This is a genomic window from Micromonospora sp. NBC_01740 (assembly GCF_035920365.1).
Classification (GTDB): Bacteria; Actinomycetota; Actinomycetes; order Mycobacteriales; family Micromonosporaceae; genus Micromonospora; species Micromonospora reichwaldensis.
Map to the genome: position 1 here is coordinate 7,277,022 of NZ_CP109150.1, position 19,625 is coordinate 7,296,646.

Genomic DNA, 19,625 nt, shown 5'->3' on the forward strand with positions numbered 1-19,625 from the left:
TCTTCGGCCGTCAGGCCGCCGCCGCGGCGACCGCCGTCCGGGCGACCAGGGCGCGGCGCAGGTCGTCGTCGGCGTCGGTCACCACGCGGCGCAGGCCTGGGGTGACGTCGTCGCGGGCGAGCAGCGCCGCGGCCGCCTCCCGGGTGGGCTGCGCGACGGCGTGCCGGGGGAAGGCCAGTCTCGCGACATGGTCGGCCACCCAGGGCGTACGCGCCCGCGCGGCGGCCGGCATGTCGGCGAAGTAGCGCGCCACGTAGCCGGCGGTCAGCTCGGCCTGCTCCGGCTGCCAGAACCCCTCCGCGGTCGCCTCGACGAGTCGGTTCGACAGCTCGGTGTTCGACACGACGATCTCCCATGCGGCCCGCTTGGCGGCCGGGTCGGGCAGCGCCGCGCGGCAGCGGGCGGCCCGCTCGGCACCGGCGGCGCTCGGGTCGGCCGCGGCCTCGGCGGCGACCTGCGCCGCGCCGGCCGCGCCGAGCACCACCAGCCGCAGCAGCAGCGCCCAGCGCAGCTCGGCGTCGACCGCCAGCCCCGGCGGGACGTCCCGGCCGGCGAGCCAGCCGGCCAGCCGGTCCGCGTCGGTGCTGGCGGCGATCCAGCCCCGGGCCGCCGCGAGCTGGAGCGAGCCGCCTGCCGGGGCGCCGTCGAGCAGTTTCCGGCAGGCGGCGGCGACCTGCGCCAGGGCGGCCTCGCGGGCGGGCGGGTCGAGGTAGCGGTCGACCAGCGAGCGGCTGAGCGTGAGCACGTCCTCGGCGATGATCACCTCGGTCTCGGCGGGGAGGGCGGCGGCGATCAGGGCCACCAGGCCGGCGACCGGGCGCTCCCCGTCGGTGGCGGCATCCAGCGCCTCGCCCCAGAGCAGTGCCCGGGCCAGCGGGTCGGCCAGGCCGGGCAGCACCAGCGGCACGGCGTCCGCCGACGCGGGATCGAGCCGGATCTTGGCGAACGTCAGGTCGCCGTCGTTGGGCAGCAGCAGCCGGGCCGCCGGCTCGCCGACCAGCCCGGTCAGCACCGTACGGCCGCCGTCGGCGTCCGGGTCGAGGTCGACCTCCGCCCGGACGACCGTCCCGTCGGCGGCGTACCGGCCGACGCCGATGCGGTGCGGGCGCAGCACCGGGTGCGAGTCGGGGGCGCTCTGCCGGATCGCCACCTGGGTGTAGCGGCCGTCCGCGTCGACGCTGACCTCGGCGCGCAGCGTGTCGACCTGCGCCGTACGCAGCCAGCGCTCCGCCCAGCCGGACAGGTCCCGCCCGGCGGCTGCGGCAAGGCTGCCGAGCAGGTCGGTCAGGGTGGCGTTGCCGAAACGGTGCTTCGCGAAGTGGGCGTTGAGGCCGGCGAGGAAGGCGTCGTCGCCGAGCCAGGCGACCAGTTGCCGCAGCACGCTGGCGCCCTTGGCGTACGAGATGCCGTCGAAGTTGAGCAGGCCCTCGGCGGCGTCGGCGACCTCCTCGGGCGCCACCGGGTGGGTCGAGGGGCGCTGGTCGGCCGCGTAGCCCCAGGCCTTGCGCCGCAGGGCGAAGGTCGTCCAGGCCTGGTCGAAACGGGTCGCCTCGGCGGTCACCCGGGTGCCGAGGTACTCCGCGAAGGACTCGTTGAGCCACAGGTCGTCCCACCAGCGCATGGTGACCAGGTCACCGAACCACATGTGCGCCATCTCGTGGGCGATGGTGGTGGCGCGCTGCTCCCGCTCGGTGTCGGTGACCGCGGAGCGGAAGACGTAGTCGTCGCGGAAGGTGACGAGGCCCGGGTTCTCCATCGCGCCGGCGTTGAACTCCGGCACGAACGCCTGGTCGTACTTGTCGAACGGGTAGCGCTCGGCGAAGAGCTGGTGGAACCGGTCGAGGCACTGCCCGGTGACCGTGAGGATCTCCTCGGCGTCGGCGTCCAGGTGTGCCGCCAGGGAGCGCCGGCAGTAGACGCCGAGCGGGATGCCGTCGTGCTCGCCGCGCCGGACGTGCCAGGGGCCGGCGATCAGCGAGACGAAGTACGTGGCCAGCGGCGCCGTCGGGGCGAACTCCCAGCGCCCGGGGCGCGGCGTGGCGGCGAGCTGGCCGTTGGCCGCGACGGTCCACTCCGGCGGGGCGGTGACCGACATGGTGACCGGAGCCTTCAGGTCGGGCTGGTCGAAGGCGGCGAAGATGCGCTGCGCGTTGTCCAGGAAGGACAGTGCGTAGACATAGGTCTCGCCGTCGGCGGGGTCGACGAAGCGGTGCATCCCCTCCCCGGTGTTCGAGTACGCCATCTCGGCGGCGACGGTGAGCGTGTTGGCCTCGGCCAGCCCGGTCAGCGGCAGCCGGTTTTCGTCCAGCGTGGCCGGGTCGACGTCGCGGTCGTTGAGTCGTACCGCCAGCAGTTTCGCGGGTTGGACCTCGACGAAGGTCTCCGCGCCGGGGGTCGCCCGGAAGCGGATGGTGACGTCGGAGCGGAATCGCTCGCCGTCGCCGGTCAGGTCGAGGTCCACCTGATAGGACTCGACGGTGATCGCCGCGCCACGCGCGGTCGCCTCTACACGGGTCAGGCTCGGCATCCGCTTATCCTGCCCGATGGGGAACCGTGCGTGTTTCCCTCATGACCCCTGGCACTGGAGGACTGAACGATGGCTTCGCACCCCAAGGGTGACTTCGACCTCTCCCGGGCGGTCTGGCAGCGGGCCGAGGGCGACACCTCCGAGAGCGCCGTCGAGGTCGCCTTCGTCGACGACCTGATCGGCATGCGCAACTCCGCCGAGCCGGAGGGCCCGGTCCTGGTCTTCACCCAGGCCGAGTGGGACGCCTTCGTCGCCGGCGCCCAGGACGGCGAGTTCGACCTGGACTGAGTCGGGCTGACCGCTTGCCTGCCCGAGCGTGCGGGCCGGGCTGACCGCGCCCGGCCCGCACGCCCGGCCGTCAGGTGGCGGTGCAGGTCAGCGGCGGTACGGGGTTGGTGCCGCTCCACGAGCCGAGGAAGCCGATGACCGTGTCGGCACCCGGGCCGAGGCTGCCGTTGTAGCCCACGTTGCGCGCGGCGACGGCGGATCCGCTGGTGGTGACCGTCGCGTTCCAGGCCTGGTTGACGGCCTGGCCGGAGGCGAGGGCCCACGTCACGGTCCAGCCGCTGATCGCCGCGCTCCCGGCGGTGATCCGGATCTCCCCCTGGAAGCCGCCCGGCCACTGGCCCACGATCCGGTAGGCGGCGGTGCAGGACTTGCTGCCGCTGGTCGGGGTGGGCTGAGCCGTCGGGCTGACCGTGGGCGTCACCGTCGCGGTGGGGCTCGGCCCACCGCCGAAGATCGTGGCCTCCCTGGCGGTCGCCCTGATGCCGTTGGCGCCGTTGAAGATCCGCTCGCCCCAGGTGGTGAGCCGCGTGGGGTCGAAGCTGGTGGCCATGTCCAGGATCGGGTCGGTGTTGCCGCTCCAGGACCAGCCGAGGTAGCCCAGGCCACGGGCCTGCGACTCGGCCAGGATCGTCTCGTGGTCGACCTCGTTGGCGTTGAACCGCCAGCCGAACTCGCCGATGACCAGCGGCCAGCCGTTGTCCTCGAACCGGTCCAGGTAGTCGGTGATGGCCGCGGCCGTGTTGAACACCGCGTACATGTGGATGGAGAGCACGGTGTTGTGCCGGCTGTCGGCGTCCAGGATCGCCTGCGCGTTGTCCCGCATGACGTACTGCCAGTCCTGGCCCCAGTTCGGCCCGTCGACCATGAGCAGGTGCTCGAAGCCGTTGGCCCGCATCTTCGTGATCGCGGCGGTGGTCGCGGCGGTCCACTGACCGGCGTTGACGTTGCCGATCGGCTCGTTGCCGATGTTGATGACGACGTGGTTCTCCTGGCCGACGAGCGCGTTCTTTTGGCTGATCCAGTAGTCGACCGCCTCGTCGAGCGACGCGGCGGTGCCCTCCTCGCCGTAGCCGGTGGTGTCGTGGACCTCCAGTACGCAGATCAGCCGGTTCTGCTTGCACAGTGAGATCACGTCGGCGACGTCGGTGGACGGACCCCAGCGCTTGCCGCTGCCCAGCACCACCCGGACGGTGTTGGCGCCGAGCGCCTTGACGTCGGCGAACGAGTCGGTCTCGCCCGTGTACCAGACGTGAGGGTGGTTGACGCCTCGCATGACGAACGGCTGGCCGTTCGCCTCGACGATGTTGCGTCCCTCGACGTGCAGTCCCACCGCCGCGTCCGCCGGCTTGACGAACATCAGGACGGACGCGGCGACGGCGAGCAACGCGGCGCCGACGGAGAGAAGTCTTCTCTTCATGGCCTACCTCAGGGTGAGGCCCCGACGGATCGGGGCACAGGCACGCCTGCCCAGGCGCACGCGGATGGCGGTGCGCGGCGCGCTCGTGACGAGTGCGACGTACGGGTGCGAGGCCGGCTCGGCTCTGCAACGGTGCCAAGCTACTCGTGGTCACGCAGGCTTCGCAATAGGACATTGTCGATGGGTCGGCTGTTCCCCCGGCCGGCGGCGGTACGGGACCGGGCGCTCCGCGTACCCGGCCCCGCACCGGTGGTCGGTCAGGTGGCGGGGCGGGGCCAGGCGCCGCTGGCGGGCCCGCTCACTGGCTCGGTCGCCGTGCCCGCACCCGCTTGGCCACCGCCGACCAGAGCCGGCCACCGAGCCGGGTCCGTTTGACCCAGCGCAGTCGGGCGACCGCGCCGCCGGCCGGCTGGCGTTGCTGCGGGGGCGCGGTGATCCGGGCGTACGCGGCGCCGGTGGCGGCCCGGGTGGTGCCCGGTTCGAGCTGCTCGGAGGCGAGCGCCAGCCAGGTGAACTGTTGCAGCGTCCGCTGGTCGGGTCGGCCGCCCCGGGCGGCGGTGCGGAGCGCCTTCTCCACGGCGGGCCGCCGGACGAGACCGGTCAGCGGGCCGTGGGCGGTGTCCAGCAGTTCGGCCATGGCCTGGAGGCCGTCGCCCTCCCACACCCGGGTGGCGGTGGACGGGCCGGTGGAGACGCTGACGAACGGGACCTGCGCCCACTCGGGCACCAGGCGGGCGATCAGCCCGGTGTGCATCAGCCGCTCGCGCTTCTGCCCGGGAGTCAACGCGAAGGTGGCGGCGACGAAGCCGGGCGAGAGGAACGGGGTGACCATCCCGATCGCGTAGGCGGAGGTGTACCAGCGGCGGACCCGCTCCACCAGGTAGATGTAGTCGACCAGGCGCAGGTCGTGCAGGCCGAGCCCGCTGCCGTGGTCGAGCAGGCCGCGGATCCTCTCCCGCTCCGCGGTGACGACGGCCGCGTCGGCCACGCCCGTCGGCACGGCGTTCAGCAGCCGGGCCAGGGCGGTCTCCTGCGGGGACGGCTCGCCGTCGTCGCCCGTCGGGGGATACCAGTATTCGGTGGCGAGCTCCCCGGCGGCACCGGTGAAGGTCGCCGGGCCGGCCTGGTCGACCAGACGCCCGGGGCCGGCGGGGCGCACCAGGTAGCTGGAGGGGAACTGGTGGTCGGTCAGCTGTTGCAGTCGCCGGGCCCGCTCGTACAGGCCGGTCCCGAGCACGTTGGCCCGCGCCCCGGCGAGCCGGAGCGTGTGCTCGGGGTGCAGTCCCCGCTTGTCGCGCAGGATCCGCACCAGTTCGCGGGCGACCTCGCCCTCGGCGCGGGTGTCCTCGTTGGTCAGGAACCTGGGGGTCCGGCCGGCCGCGATCAGCGACGCGGCGATGAGCCGGGAGTCCTTCCCGCCGGACAGCCCGAGGGTGATGTCCTCGTCGTAGAGGCCGTGGATGCTGGCCGCGGTGGTCGTGATGGCGTCGGCGGCGCGGTCCAGCAGCTCGGTCACCGGTCGCCCCTGCGCCGCCAGCCCGTCCCGCACCACGTCGTCGGTCGCGTACTTCGTGGTGGTGGTGAGCTGCCACCCGCCGCCGTCGCGCCGGCGGCCGGTCACCCGCTCGCCGGGGCGGAGCAGTCGGGCGCCCCGCACCGGGGAGCTGTCGCCGCCGAAGTGCCCACAGAGGGTGTACGACGCCCAGCCGTCCAGGTCGGGCCGCAGGTCGCCGTGCAGGAACGCGGCCAGCAGGCTGGGCCGGGTGCAGAAGGCCGTCAGGCCGGCCGACCGGCCCGTGAAGACCCGGCACATGCCGATCCAGTCCTGTTGCAGGGCGAAGTTCCCGGCCGCGTCGAGGGCCAGCAGGCCGAACGGTGGCACCACCTCGCGGTGCACCTCCTCGCCCACCAGCAGGCGCCCGGCCAGCGCCGCCGGGCCGCCCGTCACGTCGACCCCCACGGGCAGCCCGAGCGACACGGCGGTGACCGGCCCGACGGTGTCGACGGTCGGCCACCGGTAGGCGCCCCGGTCGCTGCGGTGCAGGACGGTCACGCCCCAGTCGTCGGCGCCGAATTCGTGCCGTACGAAACTGTCGGGCACCACGTCGGCGACGGCCGTTTCAAAGCGATGTCTCGCGGCGCGCCGGGCGCTCTCCGACAGATTGTCGTCGGCGAACCAGGCCAACATCACGTGCATGTGCGATTCCCCCGAACTCGCAGGAGCGGTCGTTTCCGCCTGATGGGGAGTCAACCTCCGGATCACCTGGCGCGGTTGCCTCAGTGAACAAACGAGGTACTTCCGGCATTGGTGATCGGGGCCGACCTTTCGGCGTCGCCGCCGCTGCGAATTCGACCACTAAATAACCACAAAACGGGCTACTGGCGAAGAGGTTGCTCCGGCGCGGATCTTGAGATCAATTCCTCAGCAGAGCTGTCGCCGCTTCGAAATGAGCCGCTGGCGGGATTCCCGGCACGGCATTTCTTCGATGACGGCAAATACGATGTCCCCGCTCCCGGATTCACGTCCGCGACGGGTATCCGACAGCCGCGCACGGGTCGATCTTTCCCATCGCCCGCGCGCGCGACTGCCGCATCGGTGATCTCGAATGGCGGGCTAGTCGCCGTCGCCCCAGCCGAGCCCGCCCGGACCCGGAGCGTGATGGAAGCCGGGATGGCCGGCGACGTCGGCGCAGCGCTCGCCGTCCGGGCCGGACGCGCCGCAGAACAACCGCTCGGCCTGCTGCCACGCCTCGGCCGGCGACAGCGCCGACGCGCCCAGGGCCACCTCGGACCGCAGCAGACTCAGCGCCTCCGCGTACCCGACGGCCAACTCCCGGGCCGACGCCAGGTCGGCGGCGGTGAAGCCGAGGTGCACCGTGAAGAACCGGCCCGGCCGGGCAGAACGGCGGGGCGGCGCGATCAACGAGGCGCGGGCAACCTCCCCGGCCGCGCCGAGCGCCTCCCGCGCCTGCCGTTGCCGCCAGTACGCCGGCCTGTTGTCACGCATGTGTCCTCCCCGTGGCGATCGTGGGCGGCCTCGTCCTGCGGTGGACCGCCCGCGTTCCGTCCCGGCCACCGCCGCGGTCGTGCCGGCGGCGGACCGGCGCGGACCGCTCTCCCGAGACAACCAGCTCGCCGCGTCCCTGGGAGGGGCCAGCAGACGCGTCGTCCGCTGGCCCCTCCCCCGGGCACCACCCGCCGCCCGCCCCGCGCCCGCGGCCGACCCGGCGGCGGGGTTCAGGCACGCCGGCCCGGGTAGACGCAGAGGTACGGACAGGACCCGGCCGGCAACGGCCGCCACCTTCGGTCAGGAGGCCCGATGGCGACCATCCCGACGGAGCGCAGCCCGGACAGCTCGGTGGCGTTCCTGCGCGACGGCTACCGCTTCGTCGGCCGACGCTGCGACCGCCACGGCACCGACATCTTCCAGGCCCGGCTGCTGCTGGAGCCCACCATCTGCCTGCGCGGCCGGGCGGCGGCGGAGCTCTTCTACGACACCGAGCGCTTCGTCCGGGCGGGCGCCATGCCGAAGCGGGCGCAGCGCACCCTCACCGGCCGCGGCGGTGTGCAGGGCCTGGACGGGGCGGACCACGCCGACCGCAAGGCCATGTTCATGTCGATCATGACGCCGGCCGCGGTCCGGCAGCTCGCGCAGCTCTTCGACGACGAGTGGCGGGCCCGCGTCCCGTCCTGGGAGTCGGGCAAGCCGGTGGTGCTCTACGACGAGGTCGGCCGGATGCTGACCCGCGCGGTCTGCGCCTGGGCCGGCGTGCCGCTCGCGAACTCCGAGGTGGACCGGCGTACCGCCGAGCTGCACGCGATGATCGAAGGGCCGGCGGCGCTCGGCCCCCAGCACTGGCGTGGCCTGTGGGGCCGCCGCCGGGGCGAACGCTGGATCGGCCGGATCGTCGACCGGCAGCGCGCCGGCACGCTCCCCGCCCCCGACGGCAGCGCGCTGCGGGTGGTCGCCGAGCACCGCGACGCCCACGGGCGGCTGCTCCCCCGCCGGATCGCGGCCGTCGAGCTGCTCAACGTGCTGCGGCCCACGGTCGCCGTCGACCGCTTCATCGTCTTCGCCGCGCTGGCCCTGCACGACCACCCGGCCTGGCGGGAACGCGTCCGGGAGAGCGACGAGGCCGCCGAGAGCTTCGTGCAGGAGGTACGCCGCTACTACCCCTTCTTCCCCGTGGCCGCCGCCCGGGTCCGGCGCTCGTTCGACTGGCAGGGCTACCACTTCCCGCGCGGCCGGCGGGTGCTGCTCGACCTGTACGGCACCAACCACCACCCGGCGCTCTGGCCGGAGCCGGAGCGGTTCCGGCCGGAGCGCTTCACCGGTTGGCGGGGCGACCCGTTCGCCCTCGTGCCGCAGGGCGGCGGCGAGCACCTGACCGGTCACCGCTGCGCCGGGGAGTGGATCACGATCGAGCTGATGAAGCGGGCGGTGACGAACCTGACCACGACGATGCGGTACGACGTGCCACCGCAGGACCTGGCGTTGAGCCTGCACCGGATGCCGGCGCTGCCGCCGAGTGGGTTCCTGGTCACCAACGTCCGCCGCACGGCCTGAACGCGACACCGCCCCGGGGACCTCGACGGCCCCGGGGGCGGTGCGGTCGCGACGCGCTCAGGCCGGGTGCAGGACGCTGCGCAGGCAGCCGTCCTCCTTCTTCTCGAACATCTCGTAGCCCCGCGCGCCCTGCTCCAGCGACATCGGGTGGGTGGCCAGGTAACCGGGATCGATCTCGCCGGCCGCGATCCGGTCCAGCAGCATCGGGATGTAGCGCTGGGCGTGCATCTGCCCCATCCGCAGCACCAGCGCCTTGTTCATCGCCGCGCCGAGCGGGAACTTGTCCACCAGGCCGGCGTAGACGCCGACGATGCTCACCGTGCCGCCCTTGCGGCAGGCCATGATCGCCTGCCGGACCGACGTGGGGCGGTCGGTCTGCAGCCGGGCCGTCTGCTTCGCCTTGTCGTACGCGTACACCGGCCCGACGTCGTGCGACTCCATGCCGACGGCCTCGATGCACGCGTCCGGCCCCCGGCCGGCGGTCATCTCCCGCAGCGCCTCCAGCACGTCGGTCTCGGCGTAGTTGACCGTCTCCACGCCGAGCCGGTCGGCGGCGGTGGCGAGCCGCTCCGGCAGCCGGTCGATCACGATCACCCGCTCGGCGCCGAGGAGCTGGGCGGAGCGGGCCGCCATCTGGCCGACCCCGCCGGCGCCCCAGACCGCGACCACCTCGCCGCCCTTCAGCGCGCAGAAGTCGGCGGCCATCCAGCCGGTGGGCATGGCGTCGGAGGCGAACACCACCGAGTCGTCGGGCACCCCGTCCGGCACCTGGAACGCCCCGATGTCGCCGAAGGGCACGCGGACGTACTCGGCGTGGCTGCCGGAGTAGCCACCGGCGGCGTGCGAGTAACCGAGGATGCCGGCCGGCGAGTGGCCCCAGAGCTTCTCGGTGAAGACCGGCTGCGGGTTGGAGTTGTCGCAGAGCGAGTACTGCTCGGTGCGGCAGTACCAGCAGCCGCCGCAGGCCACCACCGAGCCGACCACGACGCGGTCGCCGACGCGCAGCCGCCGTACGCCGGGACCGGTCTCCACGACCTCGCCCATGAACTCGTGGCCGAGGACGTCGCCCTCCCGCATCGCCGGCAGGAAGCCGTTGATCAGGTGCAGGTCGGAGCCGCACACGCTGCTGGCGCCGACCTTGACGATGATGTCGCCCTCGGCGCGGATCCGCGGCTCCGGCACGTCGCGCACGGCCAGCTTGCCGACGCCTTCCCAGCAGAGCGCCCTCATGCCCGCCCTCCCGTCCTCAGCCTCTCCCGCACCTTGTCTGTCGCCTTCTCCTGGGCCGGGCCGCGCCCGGACGGGTCCCGCCGGGTGTCGATGACCTGGCCGCACTCGACCAGCGCCTTCACCCGGCGCAGCGCGTCCCGCAGGGCCTGGTCCGGGTCGTCGCCGCCGAGGAGTCCGAACGCCCGGCGCAGCGGCCCGGAGCGCCACCGCAGCTCGGCGCGGACCTCCGTGCCCCGGTCCTGGGGCGCCGGCGTCAGGTGGACCGTGCCCTCCTGCTCCGGCCCGTCGGTGACCCGCCAGCGCAGCCGCCCGGGACCCTCGACGGTGATCTCCGCCCGCCACTCGGTGCCCCCGCCGGCCGGGTCCCGCGCGACGCAGCGCCACCGGTCGTCGTCGAGCCGCTCCAGGGTCGCCCACCCGGCCAGCGCCCGGTCCATCCGCTCCCGGTCGGTCCAGAAGCCGATGACCGCCGCCGCCGGCCGGTCGATCGTCACCCCGCGCCGCACCACGTACCAGCCGTCGCGGCGCTCGGGCTGGTGCCGGCGTCGTCGACGGGCCACCGCCCGGCCGACGCCGACCACGGTCACGGTGGTGGCGCCGAGCAGCGCCCACCTCGTTCCGTTGCTGGTCATCTCGTCTCCTCCACCCGGGTGTTCGGGAATCGACCACCCGCACCAGTTGCGCTACCCGGGACCGCCCCACCGAAACGACGGGCCGGTTTGCCCGGTCGATAACCGGGCACCTGCTGCGGGCACCCACCGCCACCGGGAGGCACCGTGTCCTTCGACGCCAGCGAGTACGGCCGGCACGCCGCGGACGTCTACGACGAGACGTACGCGCACCTGGCACCGGACGCGGCGGTGGAGCGGCTCGCCGCGCTCGCCGACGGCGGCCCGGTGTGCGAGTTCGGCATCGGCACCGGCCGGCTCGCCCTGCCGCTGGCCGCCCGGGGACTGACCGTCGCCGGTGTCGAGGGCTCCCCGGAGATGGCCGCCGGGCTGCGCGCCAAGCCCGGCGGGGACGCGGTCGAGGTGGCCGTCGGCGACTTCGCCGAGACCCGGGTGCCCGGCGAGTTCGCCCTGGTGGTGCTCGCGTTCAACACGATCTTCGCGCTGCCGGACCAGGCCGCCCAGGTGGCCTGCTTCCGCAACGCCGCCGCCCACCTGCGCCCCGGCGGCCGGTTCGTCGTCGAGGCGTGGGTGCCCGACCCGGGCGCCTTCCGCGCCGGCGGTGCGCTGCGGCCGGTGCGGGTGGCGGAGGACGTGGTGCTGCTGGAGGCGGCCCTGCTGCACCCCGCCGAGCAGCGGATGACCACCACGAAGGTCCGGATCGGCAACGACGGGGTGCGCCTGCTGCCCGCCAACCACCGCTACGCCTGGCCGGCGGAGCTTGACCTGATGGCCCAACTGGGCGGGCTGCGCCGCGAGCACCGGTGGGAGGACTGGAGCGGCCGGCCGTTCACCGACCACAGCCGCGAGCACGTCTCCGTCTACCGCCGCCCGGAGCAGGCGTGAGCGCCCCGGCCCGCCCGGCCGGTGCCGCTCCCGGCGGCGACGGCCGCGGCACCGGCGCGCCGACGGCCGGGAGCGCCGGCGAGCGTCGGCTTCCCCTGGCGTACGTGCTGCCGCTGCGCTGGACCGACGACGCCGGGCTGGCCGAACTGACCGCCTACCTGCGGCGGCTGAGCGCCCGGGTCGACGTGACCGTGGTCGACGGGTCGCCGCCGGAGGTGTTCGCCCGGCACGCGGAGGCCTGGCGCGGCCTGGTCCGGCACCTGCGGCCGGATCCCGCCCTGCGCGGCGTCAACGGCAAGGTGACCGGGGTGCTCACCGGCGTCGGCGCGGCCCGGCACGAGCACGTGGTGATCGCCGACGACGACGTCCGGTACGACGAGGCGGGGCTGCTCGCCGTGCACCGGCTGCTCGACCGGGTGGACCTGGTCCGGCCGCAGAACTACTTCGACCCGCTGCCCTGGCACGCGTGGTGGGACACGGGGCGCACCCTGCTCAACCGGGCGCTCGGCGCCGACTACCCCGGCACCCTGGCGGTACGCCGGAGCACCTTCCTCACCATGGGCGGGTACGACCCGGACGTGCTCTTCGAGAACCTGGAGCTGATCCGCACCGTGCGCGCGTACGGGGGGACCGAGGCGGCACCCGCCTGGCTGCACGTACGCCGGCTGCCGCCGGACACCGCCCACTTCCTGGGCCAACGGGTCCGCCAGGCGTACGACGACCTGGCCCAGCCGGCCCGCCTGGTCACCTCGCTCGCGGTCCTGCCGGCGCTGGCCGTGGCGGTCGCGACCCGGCGGCCGAGGCTGCTGCTCGGGGCGGCCGTGACCACGGTGGCGCTCGCCGAGGCGGGCCGGCGCCGGGGCGGGGGCGCCGCGGTCTTCCCGCCGGCCACCGCCCTGGCGGCCCCGCTCTGGTTGCTGGAGCGCGGCGTGTGCGGCTGGCTCGCCGTCGGCCGGCGCCTGCTCCTCGGCGGGGTCCGCTACGCGGGCGGCCGGGTGCGTCGCGCCGCCCACTTCGAACGCACCCTCCGCCGCCACCTGCGCTGACTTCCCGCACCCTCACCCGCCCGGGACGCAGACGACAGCTCGCGGCCACTGCCCGGACGGTGCTCCGGGAGTGGCCGCGAGCTGCGGCGTACGGTGATCGGGCTGGTCAGTACCGCACCTGTTCGCGGGAGTGCTGCGCCTGGTCCTTCACGTCGTGCGCGGCCGAACGGGTGTCGTCCTTGACGGCGTGCACCGCGTCCTGGGCGGTGGAGCGCACCGACTGGGTGGCGTGCTGCGCCGGCTCGCGCAGCTCCTCCTTCAGCTCGTTGGCGACCTCGCCCAGCTTCTCCTTCACCACCCCGGCGTGCTCGCCGGCCTTCTCCTTGACCTGCGACGCCACCTGCTGCTCGCGGCGGGTCGACGGGATCAGCGAGGAGGCGAGCCAGCCGACGCCGAAGGCGATCAGGCCGGCGGCCAGCGGGTTGCCCTCGGACTTCTGCCGGATCACGTGCGGCGCCCGCTGCGCGGCGTCGCTGACCGTCGAGGCCGCCGAGTGTGCCTTGTCGCTGACCGTCGAGGCGGCCGAGTGGGCCTTGTCACTCACGGTCGATGCTGCCGAGGAGGCATGGTCGCCCACCGCGTGGGCGCCGTGCTTGGTGCTGTGACCCAGGTCGGAAGCGCTTCCCATCACCTTGTCCCTCACATTCTGCAGTGCGTTGCGGGCCCGCTGCTTGCGGTCGTCGACGATGCGGGCGGGGCTGACCTTGTACGCCAGCGCGTCCACGTCGGAACTCAGGTTGTTCCGGGTGGCTTCGATCTCCCGGCGGATCTGGTCCGGGTCGGTGCTCATCGGGCGACCTCCTGCGGGTGGGGCTTGAGCGCGTCGGGGATCCGCTGCACGCTGTCGTTGGTCTGCTTGAGGCCGCGGATGTGCTCGGCGCTCTTCTTGGCCTTGGTGTAGAGGACCGCGGCGATCGCGCCCCAGATGACGGCCACGATCAGGGCCGCCCAGCCGGCGTCCATCACGTTGGACAGCCCGGCCCAGAGGGCCAGCGACAGGAAGAGGGCCACCATGTAGCCGCCGAAGCCGGCGCCGCCGAAGAAGCCGGCGGTCTTGCCCGCCTTCTTGCCCTCCTGGCGGATCTCGGCCTTGGCCAGCTCGACCTCCTGCCGCATCAGGGTCGACAGGTCGCTGGTGACCTGGCGCATCAGCTCACCGATCGAGCTGCCCCTGACCTCGTCCGCGTCGTGGGGGTGGTAGCCGGAGTCCAGCCCCGCCCCCTGCGTCGGCATGCTCATGCCGCCGCCTCCCTTCGGGTGATTCCTGGGCTCACGGACGGGTGGTCCCGGTCGACGGCACGCCCGGCAGCGGGTCGGTCTGGCTCACCGGCGGCAGCGGCTGGCCCACGCCACCGGCGGGGTCGGCGTAGCTGGTGGTGGTCTGCGGGTCGGCGTACGCGCCCGGGGTCGGGTCGAGGTAGCCGCCCGGCGGTACGGCGTCCGGCACCGCACGCGGGGCCGGCGGGGTCGGGATGACCGCGGTCCGCTCCGGGTCGTAGCCGGCGCCCGAGCCGTACGCGGGGTAGCCGTTGCCACCCTGGCCGTCGCCGGCGGCCGAGATGTTCTTGGTCAGCCGGCCGGCGAGCACACCCAGCACGGCGGCGCCGACCAGGAAGGTGCCCGGGTTGCGACGCGCGTAGTCGCGCACCTCGGCGATGAGGTCGCCGGGCTCGCGCTGCTCCAGCCAGCCGGCCACGCCGTGCACCCGGTCGGCGGCCTGGCGGGCGATCTCGCTCACCGGGCCGGCCTGGCCGCCCTGCTCGGCCATCGAGCGCATCTCGTCGGCCAGCGAACGGAGCCCGCCGGCGGCACGCCGCTGCTGGTCGCCGGCCTGGCTGGCGAGCTGGCTGCGGGCCTCGCCGTAGAGGTTGCGCGCCTGGAGCTTCGCCTCGCCGACGACCTCCCGGCCCTGCTCCTTGGCCGTCCCGGCGACGGCGCCACCGGCGTGCTTGGCCTCCGAGCCGACCTGACGGGCCTGCTCGCGGACGCCGCTGCCGTTGCTCGACTCCTGCCCGTACGTGGAAGTCGTGGGTGACAGATCGTAGGTCATGATTTCCCTTCCGCTCGGAAAGTCTCCGCGGGTGTGTGCTGGGGGGATGCGTCGGCCGTTACTGCCGTCGCACCTCTTGACCTACCCTGCGTTGCCGGTTCCATACCTCCTTCGTGACTTTCCCTGCGGGCCGCCGCCGGACCGCTACAAAATGGAGGATCGGCGGATCGCGTGTCGTCCTTGTCACGCACAGTGTCCGACGCTCCCCCGCCGCCGGCGCCGCGGGCAGGGCGTTCCGCAGGTCCACGGAGGTGAATCGATGGCACGACATGCACGCGGCGGCCCGGCGGGCCCGAAGCCGAAGGTGCAGCTCGCCGCCGTGGCCGCGGCCGGGGTCTTCACCCTGATCGGAGTGCTCGGGTTCATCCCCGGCATCACCATCAACTACGCCGACATGACGTTCGCCGGCCACCACTCCGAGGCCCGGCTGCTCGGCCTGTTCCAGGTGTCGATCCTGCACAACGCGCTGCACCTGGGCTTCGGACTGGCCGGTCTGCTGCTGGCCCGCAGCGTCGCCGGGGCCCGGGTCTTCCTCGCCGGCGGCGGCGCCCTCTACCTCGGCCTGTGGCTGTACGGCTTCGCGATCGACCGGGAGAGCGCGGCGAACTTCATCCCGGTCAACGACGCCGACAACTGGCTGCACCTGGTCCTCGGCTTCGGCATGCTCGCCTTCGGGCTGCTGCTCTCCAACCAGGTGGGCACGGGCACCCGGGCCGACGACCCCTTCGACCGCCCCTGACCCGCGCCGCGTGGCGGCGTTTGCCCGCCGCGCCCTCCGGGCACGGAGGTCGGAGGCCGTCGACGAGGAGGGGCGTCATGCCGAGGTGGTTGCGTGACAACGCGCTGACCGTGGCGATGTTCGGCGCTTTTCTCGTCTTCCTGGTGTTGCAGAGCGTGTTCGGTTGGCAGACGTACAACCAGGAGCTGGCCGAGTTCGGGGCCGCGCCGACCAGCTGGCCGGCGTACCTGGGCACCGGGCACTTCATGGAGTCGGTCTTCGAGAACTGGGAGTCGGAGTTCCTCCAGATGGGCGGCTACGTCCTGCTCACCGCCTACCTGGTGCAGCGCGGGTCGGCGGAGTCGAAGCCGGTGGGGCAGACCGACCGGCCCGAGGACGACGAGCGGCGGGCCACCCCGGACTCCCCCTGGCCCGTACGCGCCGGCGGGCTGCCCTTGGTGGTCTACCGCAACAGCCTCTCCATCGCGCTGCTGCTGATCTTCGCCGGCTCGTTCGTCGGCCACCTGCTCGGCGGGACCGCCGACTACAACCAGCAGCAGGCGCTGCAGAGCGACGCGCCGCCGATCGGCGTGTGGGAGTTCCTCGGCACGAGCGACTTCTGGTTCCAGTCGATGCAGAACTGGCAGAGCGAGTTCCTCGCCGTCGGCACGCTGATCGTGCTGAGCATCTTCCTGCGTCAGCACGCGTCGCCGGAGTCGAAGCCGGTCACCGCCGTACACGCGCACACCGGCGACTGACCGTCCGGCCCCGTCAGGCCGGCACGCGCAGCCGCTTGGCGAAGCACACGCTGTACGGGTTGCCGACGTACTCGCCGTAGACCGGGATCGGCTCGTACCCGCTGGAGGTGTAGAGCCCGATCGCGGCCGGCAGGTACGTGCCGGTCTCCAGGCGGAGCACCGCGTACCCCTGCTGGAAGGCCAACTCCTCCAGCGCGGTCAGCAACTGCCGGGCGATGCCCCGCCCCCGGTGGGCCGGGCGGACGTACATCCGCTTCACCTCGCCGGTGCCGGCGTCGAGCGCCTGGATCCCGCCGCAGGCGACCGCCCGCCCGTCGGCGACCACCACCAGGTAGCGGATGTCGTCGTGGGTGACGGTCGCCTGGCCGTCCAGCCCGCCGTCGGCCGCCCGCAGCTCGCGCTGCTGGGCGGTGACCAGGGCGTCGATCTCCGCATCGGTGGCGGGGCGCGACTCGATCAGCATCAGGCCACGCTAGGCGGCGGGGATTTCGGGCAGGTTTCCGGCAATCGACCCGCGCACGGAGCGCGACGAGCCATTCGGCGTCGCCCGCCTGGGCGGGCTATTCGGCGTCGCCCGCCTGGGCGGGCTGTTCGGCGTCGCCCGCCGCCGCGATGCGGGACGGGCCGGGCCCCTGGGAGGCACCGGGCCCGTCGGACGGGTCAGCCTCCCGGACCGGCCCGGCGTCGCCGAAGCCGTCCGCCGGGGCGACGTCGTCGGAGACGTCGGCGTCGGTGCCCTCGACGTCGTCCTCCGGGCGCTGCCGGCGGGCCTTGCGGGCCGCCAGCCGCTCCGCGGCGGACGCCCGGGTGGACTTCTCCTCCAGCCGGACGTCGGTGCCCCGGTTGCCGGGGATGAAGTCGGCCCCGGCGTAGAGGGTCGGCTGCCAGTCGAACTCCCGCTCGCCGATCCGGACCAGGTCGCCCGGTTCCGCGCCGGCCTTGCCCAGCTTCTCCTCGACACCCAGGCGGGCCAGCCGGTCGGCCAGGTAGCCGACGGCCTCGTCGTTGTCGAAGTTCGTCTGCCGCACCCACCGCTCGGGACGGACACCGTGCACGACCCAGGCGCCGTCCGGCGCGGCCTCGATGGTGAAGCCGGCGTCGTCGACCGCCCGGGGGCGGATCACGATCCGGGTCGCCTCGGCCGGCGGCGCGGCCTTGCGTCCCTGCTCCACCAGCTCCGCCATGGCGTACATGAGCTCCTTGAGCCCCTCCCGGGTCGCCGCGGAGACCTCGAACACCCGGAAACCGCGCTCCTCCAGGTCGGGGCGGACGATCTCGGCGAGGTCCCGGCCGTCGGGCACGTCGACCTTGTTGAGCGCCACCAGCCGGGGACGGTCGGCCAGGCCGCCGTACTCGGTCAGCTCGGCCTCGATGGTGTCGATGTCGGCGACCGGGTCCCGGCCGGGCTCCAGGGTGGCGGTGTCGATGACGTGCACCAGCACCGCGCAGCGCTCGATGTGCCGCAGGAACTCCAGGCCGAGGCCCTTGCCGGCGGCCGCCCCGGGGATCAGGCCGGGCACGTCGGCGACGGTGAAGGTGTGGTTGTCCAGCCGGACCACGCCCAGGTTGGGCACCAGGGTGGTGAAGGGGTAGTCGGCGATCTTCGGCTTGGCGGCGGAGATCACCGAGATCAGCGACGACTTGCCGGCCGACGGGAAGCCCACCAGCCCGACGTCGGCGACGCTCTTGAGCTCCAGCACCGCGTCGAGCTGCTCGCCGGGCTCGCCCAGCTCGGCGAAGCCGGGGGCCTTGCGCCGGGCGTTGGCCAGCGACGCGTTGCCCCGGCCGCCGCGCCCGCCCCGGGCCACCTCGAAGGTCGTGCCGGTGCCGACCATGTCGGCCAGGACCGTGCCGTCGGGGGCCTGCACCACGGTGCCGTTCGGCACCTTGAGCACAAGGTTGCGGCCGTTCGCGCCGTCCCGGTTCGACCCGGCGCCACCCTTGCCGTTCTCGGCCTTCACGTGCGGGCGGAAGTGGAAGTCCAGCAGTGTCGTCACCTGCGGGTCGACCACCAGGGACACGCTGCCGCCGTGCCCGCCGTTGCCGCCGTCGGGGCCGCCGAACGGCTTGAACTTCTCCCGGTGGATCGAGACACAACCGTGCCCACCATCGCCGGCCTGCAGGTGCAGGACGACCCGGTCAACGAACGTCGCCACGGGCGTCAATCCTTCCAGCGAGGGTCACGCCCCGCACGAAAAAAGCGAAGCGGGCCGGGACACGAGGTCCGCGGCCCGCAACGCCTTCGAACTACTGCTGCGGCACGATGCTGACGGTCTTGCGACCGCGCTTGGTGCCGAACTGGACCGAACCGGCGGCCAGCGCGAAGAGCGTGTCGTCTCCGCCGCGGCCGACCAGGTCACCGGGGTGGAACTTGGTGCCACGCTGACGGATGAGGATCTCACCCGCGCTGACGACCTGACCACCGAAGCGCTTCACGCCGAGCCGCTGCGCCGCGGAGTCACGGCCGTTGCGCGAGCTGGACGCACCCTTTTTGTGAGCCATCTGAGGACGACCTACTTCCCGCTGGAGATGCCGGTCACCTTGACCTGGGTCAACGGCTGGCGGTGACCCTGGCGCTTGTGGTAGCCGGTCTTGTTCTTGAACTTGTGGATCCGGATCTTCGGGCCCTTGGTGTGCGCGGCGATCTCGCCGGACACCGCGACCTTGGCAAGCTTCGCCGCGTCGGTCACCAGGTCGTCACCGTCGACGAGGAGCACCGCGGTGAGCTTCACCGCGTCGCCGGGGGCACCGACGAGCTTCTCGACCTCGATCACGTCGCCCTCGGCGACCTTGTACTGCTTGCCGCCGGTCTTGACGATCGCGTACATCGGAGGCGGACTCCCTGTCGTTGAGGCTGCTGGCGGGTGTTCCCGCGGCGGCTCGCCGGGTAGCAGAGGCACGGCGGCGCGGGCACGCGAGAACTCGGTACACCAAAGTGCACCGCCGGCCAGCGTACGCCATCGGAGGGCCCACACCCAAACCGGGCCCCGCCGGTCAGCGGGCGCAGAGCTGGTCGAGGCGCTGCCGGAGCCGGTCGAGCCCGGTCTCGTCGATCGAGTCGACGTCGGTGCCCAGCGTGCCGACCTCCGCCGCCATGTCCGCGAGGAGGGTCTTGAGCTGGGCGTCCTCGGCCCGGGTCGACTCGCGCCGCAGCGTGCTGCGCCAGTCGGTCAGCGCGGTGGAGATGCGGTCCCGGGCGGTCCGGGCCGCCGCGGCGTCGTCCGCCCCGACCGCCGCGACCATCTTGCCGAGCTCCTCGACGTACGTCCGTACGGCCGTCTCGCCGGCCCGCTGTGCCGCGGCACACACCTCGGGCGCGTTGCCGCCGGCCGCCCCGCTGCCGGCCCCCGGCGCCCCGCCGCCGACGGAACCGCCCGGCGTGACGCCACCGCTAGGTGCGCCGCCGGGTGGGCCGGCCCGCTCCGGGCGCTCGGCCGCGCACCCGGTGCCGGAGAGCAGGACGGCGGTGAGCGCGGTGACGGCGAGCATACGGCGCATCGTTCTTCTCCT

At 73.6% G+C, this 19,625-nt stretch carries 19 protein-coding genes and 1 pseudogene; 6 read left to right on the forward strand and 14 right to left on the reverse strand.

Annotated elements, in window-relative coordinates:
• Window positions 1-10: 10 nt before the first annotated feature.
• Window positions 11-2,527 (reverse strand): aminopeptidase N, encoded by a 2,517-nt coding sequence (gene pepN / locus OG989_RS31720; RefSeq protein ID WP_151452796.1) that lies wholly within the window; start codon window positions 2,525-2,527, stop codon window positions 11-13.
• A gap of 69 nt (window positions 2,528-2,596) precedes the next feature.
• Between pepN and OG989_RS31725 the strand changes: the two genes are divergently transcribed.
• Window positions 2,597-2,815 carry a DUF397 domain-containing protein gene (locus OG989_RS31725; RefSeq protein ID WP_151452795.1) on the forward strand — a complete coding sequence of 73 codons (219 nt, stop codon included), beginning with the start codon at window positions 2,597-2,599 and terminating at the stop codon, window positions 2,813-2,815.
• 70 nt (window positions 2,816-2,885) lie between these two features.
• Here OG989_RS31725 and OG989_RS31730 read toward each other — a convergent pair whose 3' ends face one another.
• The 3 genes from OG989_RS31730 to OG989_RS31740 all read right to left on the reverse strand — a co-directional run bounded on the left by OG989_RS31730 (window position 2,886) and on the right by OG989_RS31740 (window position 7,239).
• Entirely contained in the window at window positions 2,886-4,232 is a 1,347-nt protein-coding gene (locus OG989_RS31730) for a cellulase family glycosylhydrolase (RefSeq protein ID WP_327029332.1), read from the reverse strand.
• A 298-nt stretch (window positions 4,233-4,530) separates the two neighbouring features.
• Window positions 4,531-6,429: a hypothetical protein gene (locus OG989_RS31735; protein ID WP_327029333.1), complete on the reverse strand. Its 1,899-nt coding sequence runs from the start codon at window positions 6,427-6,429 to the stop codon at window positions 4,531-4,533.
• Window positions 6,430-6,846: 417 nt separating this feature from the next.
• A complete protein-coding gene (locus OG989_RS31740; RefSeq protein WP_151452792.1) occupies window positions 6,847-7,239 on the reverse strand; it encodes a hypothetical protein in 393 nt (130 codons plus the stop codon).
• Between the two features lie 312 nt (window positions 7,240-7,551).
• Here OG989_RS31740 and OG989_RS31745 point away from each other — a divergent pair, with 312 nt between their 5' ends.
• Window positions 7,552-8,799, forward strand: coding sequence for a cytochrome P450 (locus tag OG989_RS31745; protein WP_327029334.1), 1,248 nt, complete (start codon window positions 7,552-7,554; stop codon window positions 8,797-8,799).
• 57 nt (window positions 8,800-8,856) lie between these two features.
• Here the strand turns inward: OG989_RS31745 and OG989_RS31750 are convergent, their stop codons facing one another.
• Both OG989_RS31750 and OG989_RS31755 read right to left on the reverse strand, forming a co-directional pair.
• Window positions 8,857-10,029, reverse strand: a complete 1,173-nt coding sequence (locus OG989_RS31750) for a zinc-dependent alcohol dehydrogenase (RefSeq protein ID WP_327029335.1) — start codon at window positions 10,027-10,029, stop codon at window positions 8,857-8,859.
• A complete protein-coding gene (locus OG989_RS31755) occupies window positions 10,026-10,661 on the reverse strand; it encodes an SRPBCC family protein (protein WP_132240437.1) in 636 nt (211 codons plus the stop codon). The genes OG989_RS31750 and OG989_RS31755 overlap by 4 nt, the downstream gene beginning before the upstream one ends.
• Before the next feature lie 144 nt (window positions 10,662-10,805).
• On the opposite strand from OG989_RS31755, the gene OG989_RS31760 reads away from it, so the two are divergent.
• Together OG989_RS31760 and OG989_RS31765 are read left to right on the forward strand one after the other, a co-directional pair.
• Complete coding sequence (locus OG989_RS31760) at window positions 10,806-11,543, forward strand: class I SAM-dependent DNA methyltransferase (RefSeq protein WP_151456427.1); 738 nt, start codon at window positions 10,806-10,808, stop codon at window positions 11,541-11,543.
• Window positions 11,540-12,589 carry a glycosyltransferase gene (locus tag OG989_RS31765; RefSeq protein ID WP_327029336.1) on the forward strand — a complete coding sequence of 350 codons (1,050 nt, stop codon included), beginning with the start codon at window positions 11,540-11,542 and terminating at the stop codon, window positions 12,587-12,589. The genes OG989_RS31760 and OG989_RS31765 overlap by 4 nt, the downstream gene beginning before the upstream one ends.
• Window positions 12,590-12,695: 106 nt before the next feature.
• Here the strand turns inward: OG989_RS31765 and OG989_RS31770 are convergent, their stop codons facing one another.
• From OG989_RS31770 to OG989_RS31780, 3 genes are read right to left on the reverse strand one after another with little or no spacing between them, the layout of a single operon-like run.
• Window positions 12,696-13,379: a DUF3618 domain-containing protein gene (locus OG989_RS31770; RefSeq protein WP_151456425.1), complete on the reverse strand. Its 684-nt coding sequence runs from the start codon at window positions 13,377-13,379 to the stop codon at window positions 12,696-12,698.
• The gene (locus tag OG989_RS31775) at window positions 13,376-13,828 is read right to left on the reverse strand and encodes a phage holin family protein (RefSeq protein WP_151456424.1); all 453 of its coding nucleotides are present in this window, start codon (window positions 13,826-13,828) and stop codon (window positions 13,376-13,378) included. Before OG989_RS31775 ends, OG989_RS31770 begins: the two co-directional genes overlap by 4 nt.
• Before the next feature lie 31 nt (window positions 13,829-13,859).
• Window positions 13,860-14,639 carry a hypothetical protein gene (locus tag OG989_RS31780; RefSeq protein WP_327029337.1) on the reverse strand — a complete coding sequence of 260 codons (780 nt, stop codon included), beginning with the start codon at window positions 14,637-14,639 and terminating at the stop codon, window positions 13,860-13,862.
• 259 nt (window positions 14,640-14,898) lie between these two features.
• Here OG989_RS31780 and OG989_RS31785 point away from each other — a divergent pair, with 259 nt between their 5' ends.
• Entirely contained in the window at window positions 14,899-15,378 is a 480-nt protein-coding gene (locus tag OG989_RS31785) for a DUF4383 domain-containing protein (protein WP_151456422.1), read from the forward strand.
• A 77-nt stretch (window positions 15,379-15,455) separates the two neighbouring features.
• Window positions 15,456-16,115: a DUF6766 family protein gene (locus OG989_RS31790; protein ID WP_327029338.1), complete on the forward strand. Its 660-nt coding sequence runs from the start codon at window positions 15,456-15,458 to the stop codon at window positions 16,113-16,115.
• Window positions 16,116-16,128: 13 nt separating this feature from the next.
• Here the strand turns inward: OG989_RS31790 and OG989_RS31795 are convergent, their stop codons facing one another.
• The 5 genes and pseudogenes from OG989_RS31795 to OG989_RS31815 all read right to left on the reverse strand — a co-directional run bounded on the left by OG989_RS31795 (window position 16,129) and on the right by OG989_RS31815 (window position 19,613).
• Entirely contained in the window at window positions 16,129-16,578 is a 450-nt protein-coding gene (locus tag OG989_RS31795) for a GNAT family N-acetyltransferase (protein WP_132240444.1), read from the reverse strand.
• 250 nt (window positions 16,579-16,828) lie between these two features.
• Window positions 16,829-18,271: pseudogene (gene obgE / locus OG989_RS31800) on the reverse strand (GTPase ObgE); the annotation flags it as partial.
• Window positions 18,272-18,362: 91 nt separating this feature from the next.
• The gene (gene rpmA / locus OG989_RS31805) at window positions 18,363-18,617 is read right to left on the reverse strand and encodes a 50S ribosomal protein L27 (protein WP_013288010.1); all 255 of its coding nucleotides are present in this window, start codon (window positions 18,615-18,617) and stop codon (window positions 18,363-18,365) included.
• Window positions 18,618-18,628: 11 nt separating this feature from the next.
• Window positions 18,629-18,943 (reverse strand): 50S ribosomal protein L21, encoded by a 315-nt coding sequence (gene rplU / locus OG989_RS31810; protein ID WP_088975625.1) that lies wholly within the window; start codon window positions 18,941-18,943, stop codon window positions 18,629-18,631.
• Window positions 18,944-19,109: 166 nt separating this feature from the next.
• Entirely contained in the window at window positions 19,110-19,613 is a 504-nt protein-coding gene (locus tag OG989_RS31815; protein WP_327029339.1) for a hypothetical protein, read from the reverse strand.
• Window positions 19,614-19,625 lie beyond the last annotated feature (12 nt).

Coding starts and splice junctions, on each gene's coding strand:
- OG989_RS31785 (WP_151456422.1), top strand. CDS start 14,899: ATGGCACGACATGCACGCGGCGGCCCGGCGGGCCCGAAGCCGAAGGTG.
- OG989_RS31755 (WP_132240437.1), bottom strand. CDS start 10,661: ATGACCAGCAACGGAACGAGGTGGGCGCTGCTCGGCGCCACCACCGTG.
- OG989_RS31815 (WP_327029339.1), bottom strand. CDS start 19,613: ATGCGCCGTATGCTCGCCGTCACCGCGCTCACCGCCGTCCTGCTCTCC.
- OG989_RS31745 (WP_327029334.1), top strand. CDS start 7,552: ATGGCGACCATCCCGACGGAGCGCAGCCCGGACAGCTCGGTGGCGTTC.
- OG989_RS31770 (WP_151456425.1), bottom strand. CDS start 13,379: ATGAGCACCGACCCGGACCAGATCCGCCGGGAGATCGAAGCCACCCGG.
- pepN (WP_151452796.1), bottom strand. CDS start 2,527: ATGCCGAGCCTGACCCGTGTAGAGGCGACCGCGCGTGGCGCGGCGATC.
- rpmA (WP_013288010.1), bottom strand. CDS start 18,617: ATGGCTCACAAAAAGGGTGCGTCCAGCTCGCGCAACGGCCGTGACTCC.
- OG989_RS31795 (WP_132240444.1), bottom strand. CDS start 16,578: ATGCTGATCGAGTCGCGCCCCGCCACCGATGCGGAGATCGACGCCCTG.
- OG989_RS31750 (WP_327029335.1), bottom strand. CDS start 10,029: ATGAGGGCGCTCTGCTGGGAAGGCGTCGGCAAGCTGGCCGTGCGCGAC.
- OG989_RS31775 (WP_151456424.1), bottom strand. CDS start 13,828: ATGAGCATGCCGACGCAGGGGGCGGGGCTGGACTCCGGCTACCACCCC.
- OG989_RS31780 (WP_327029337.1), bottom strand. CDS start 14,639: ATGACCTACGATCTGTCACCCACGACTTCCACGTACGGGCAGGAGTCG.
- OG989_RS31790 (WP_327029338.1), top strand. CDS start 15,456: ATGCCGAGGTGGTTGCGTGACAACGCGCTGACCGTGGCGATGTTCGGC.
- OG989_RS31730 (WP_327029332.1), bottom strand. CDS start 4,232: ATGAAGAGAAGACTTCTCTCCGTCGGCGCCGCGTTGCTCGCCGTCGCC.
- rplU (WP_088975625.1), bottom strand. CDS start 18,943: ATGTACGCGATCGTCAAGACCGGCGGCAAGCAGTACAAGGTCGCCGAG.
- OG989_RS31725 (WP_151452795.1), top strand. CDS start 2,597: ATGGCTTCGCACCCCAAGGGTGACTTCGACCTCTCCCGGGCGGTCTGG.
- OG989_RS31735 (WP_327029333.1), bottom strand. CDS start 6,429: ATGCACGTGATGTTGGCCTGGTTCGCCGACGACAATCTGTCGGAGAGC.
- OG989_RS31740 (WP_151452792.1), bottom strand. CDS start 7,239: ATGCGTGACAACAGGCCGGCGTACTGGCGGCAACGGCAGGCGCGGGAG.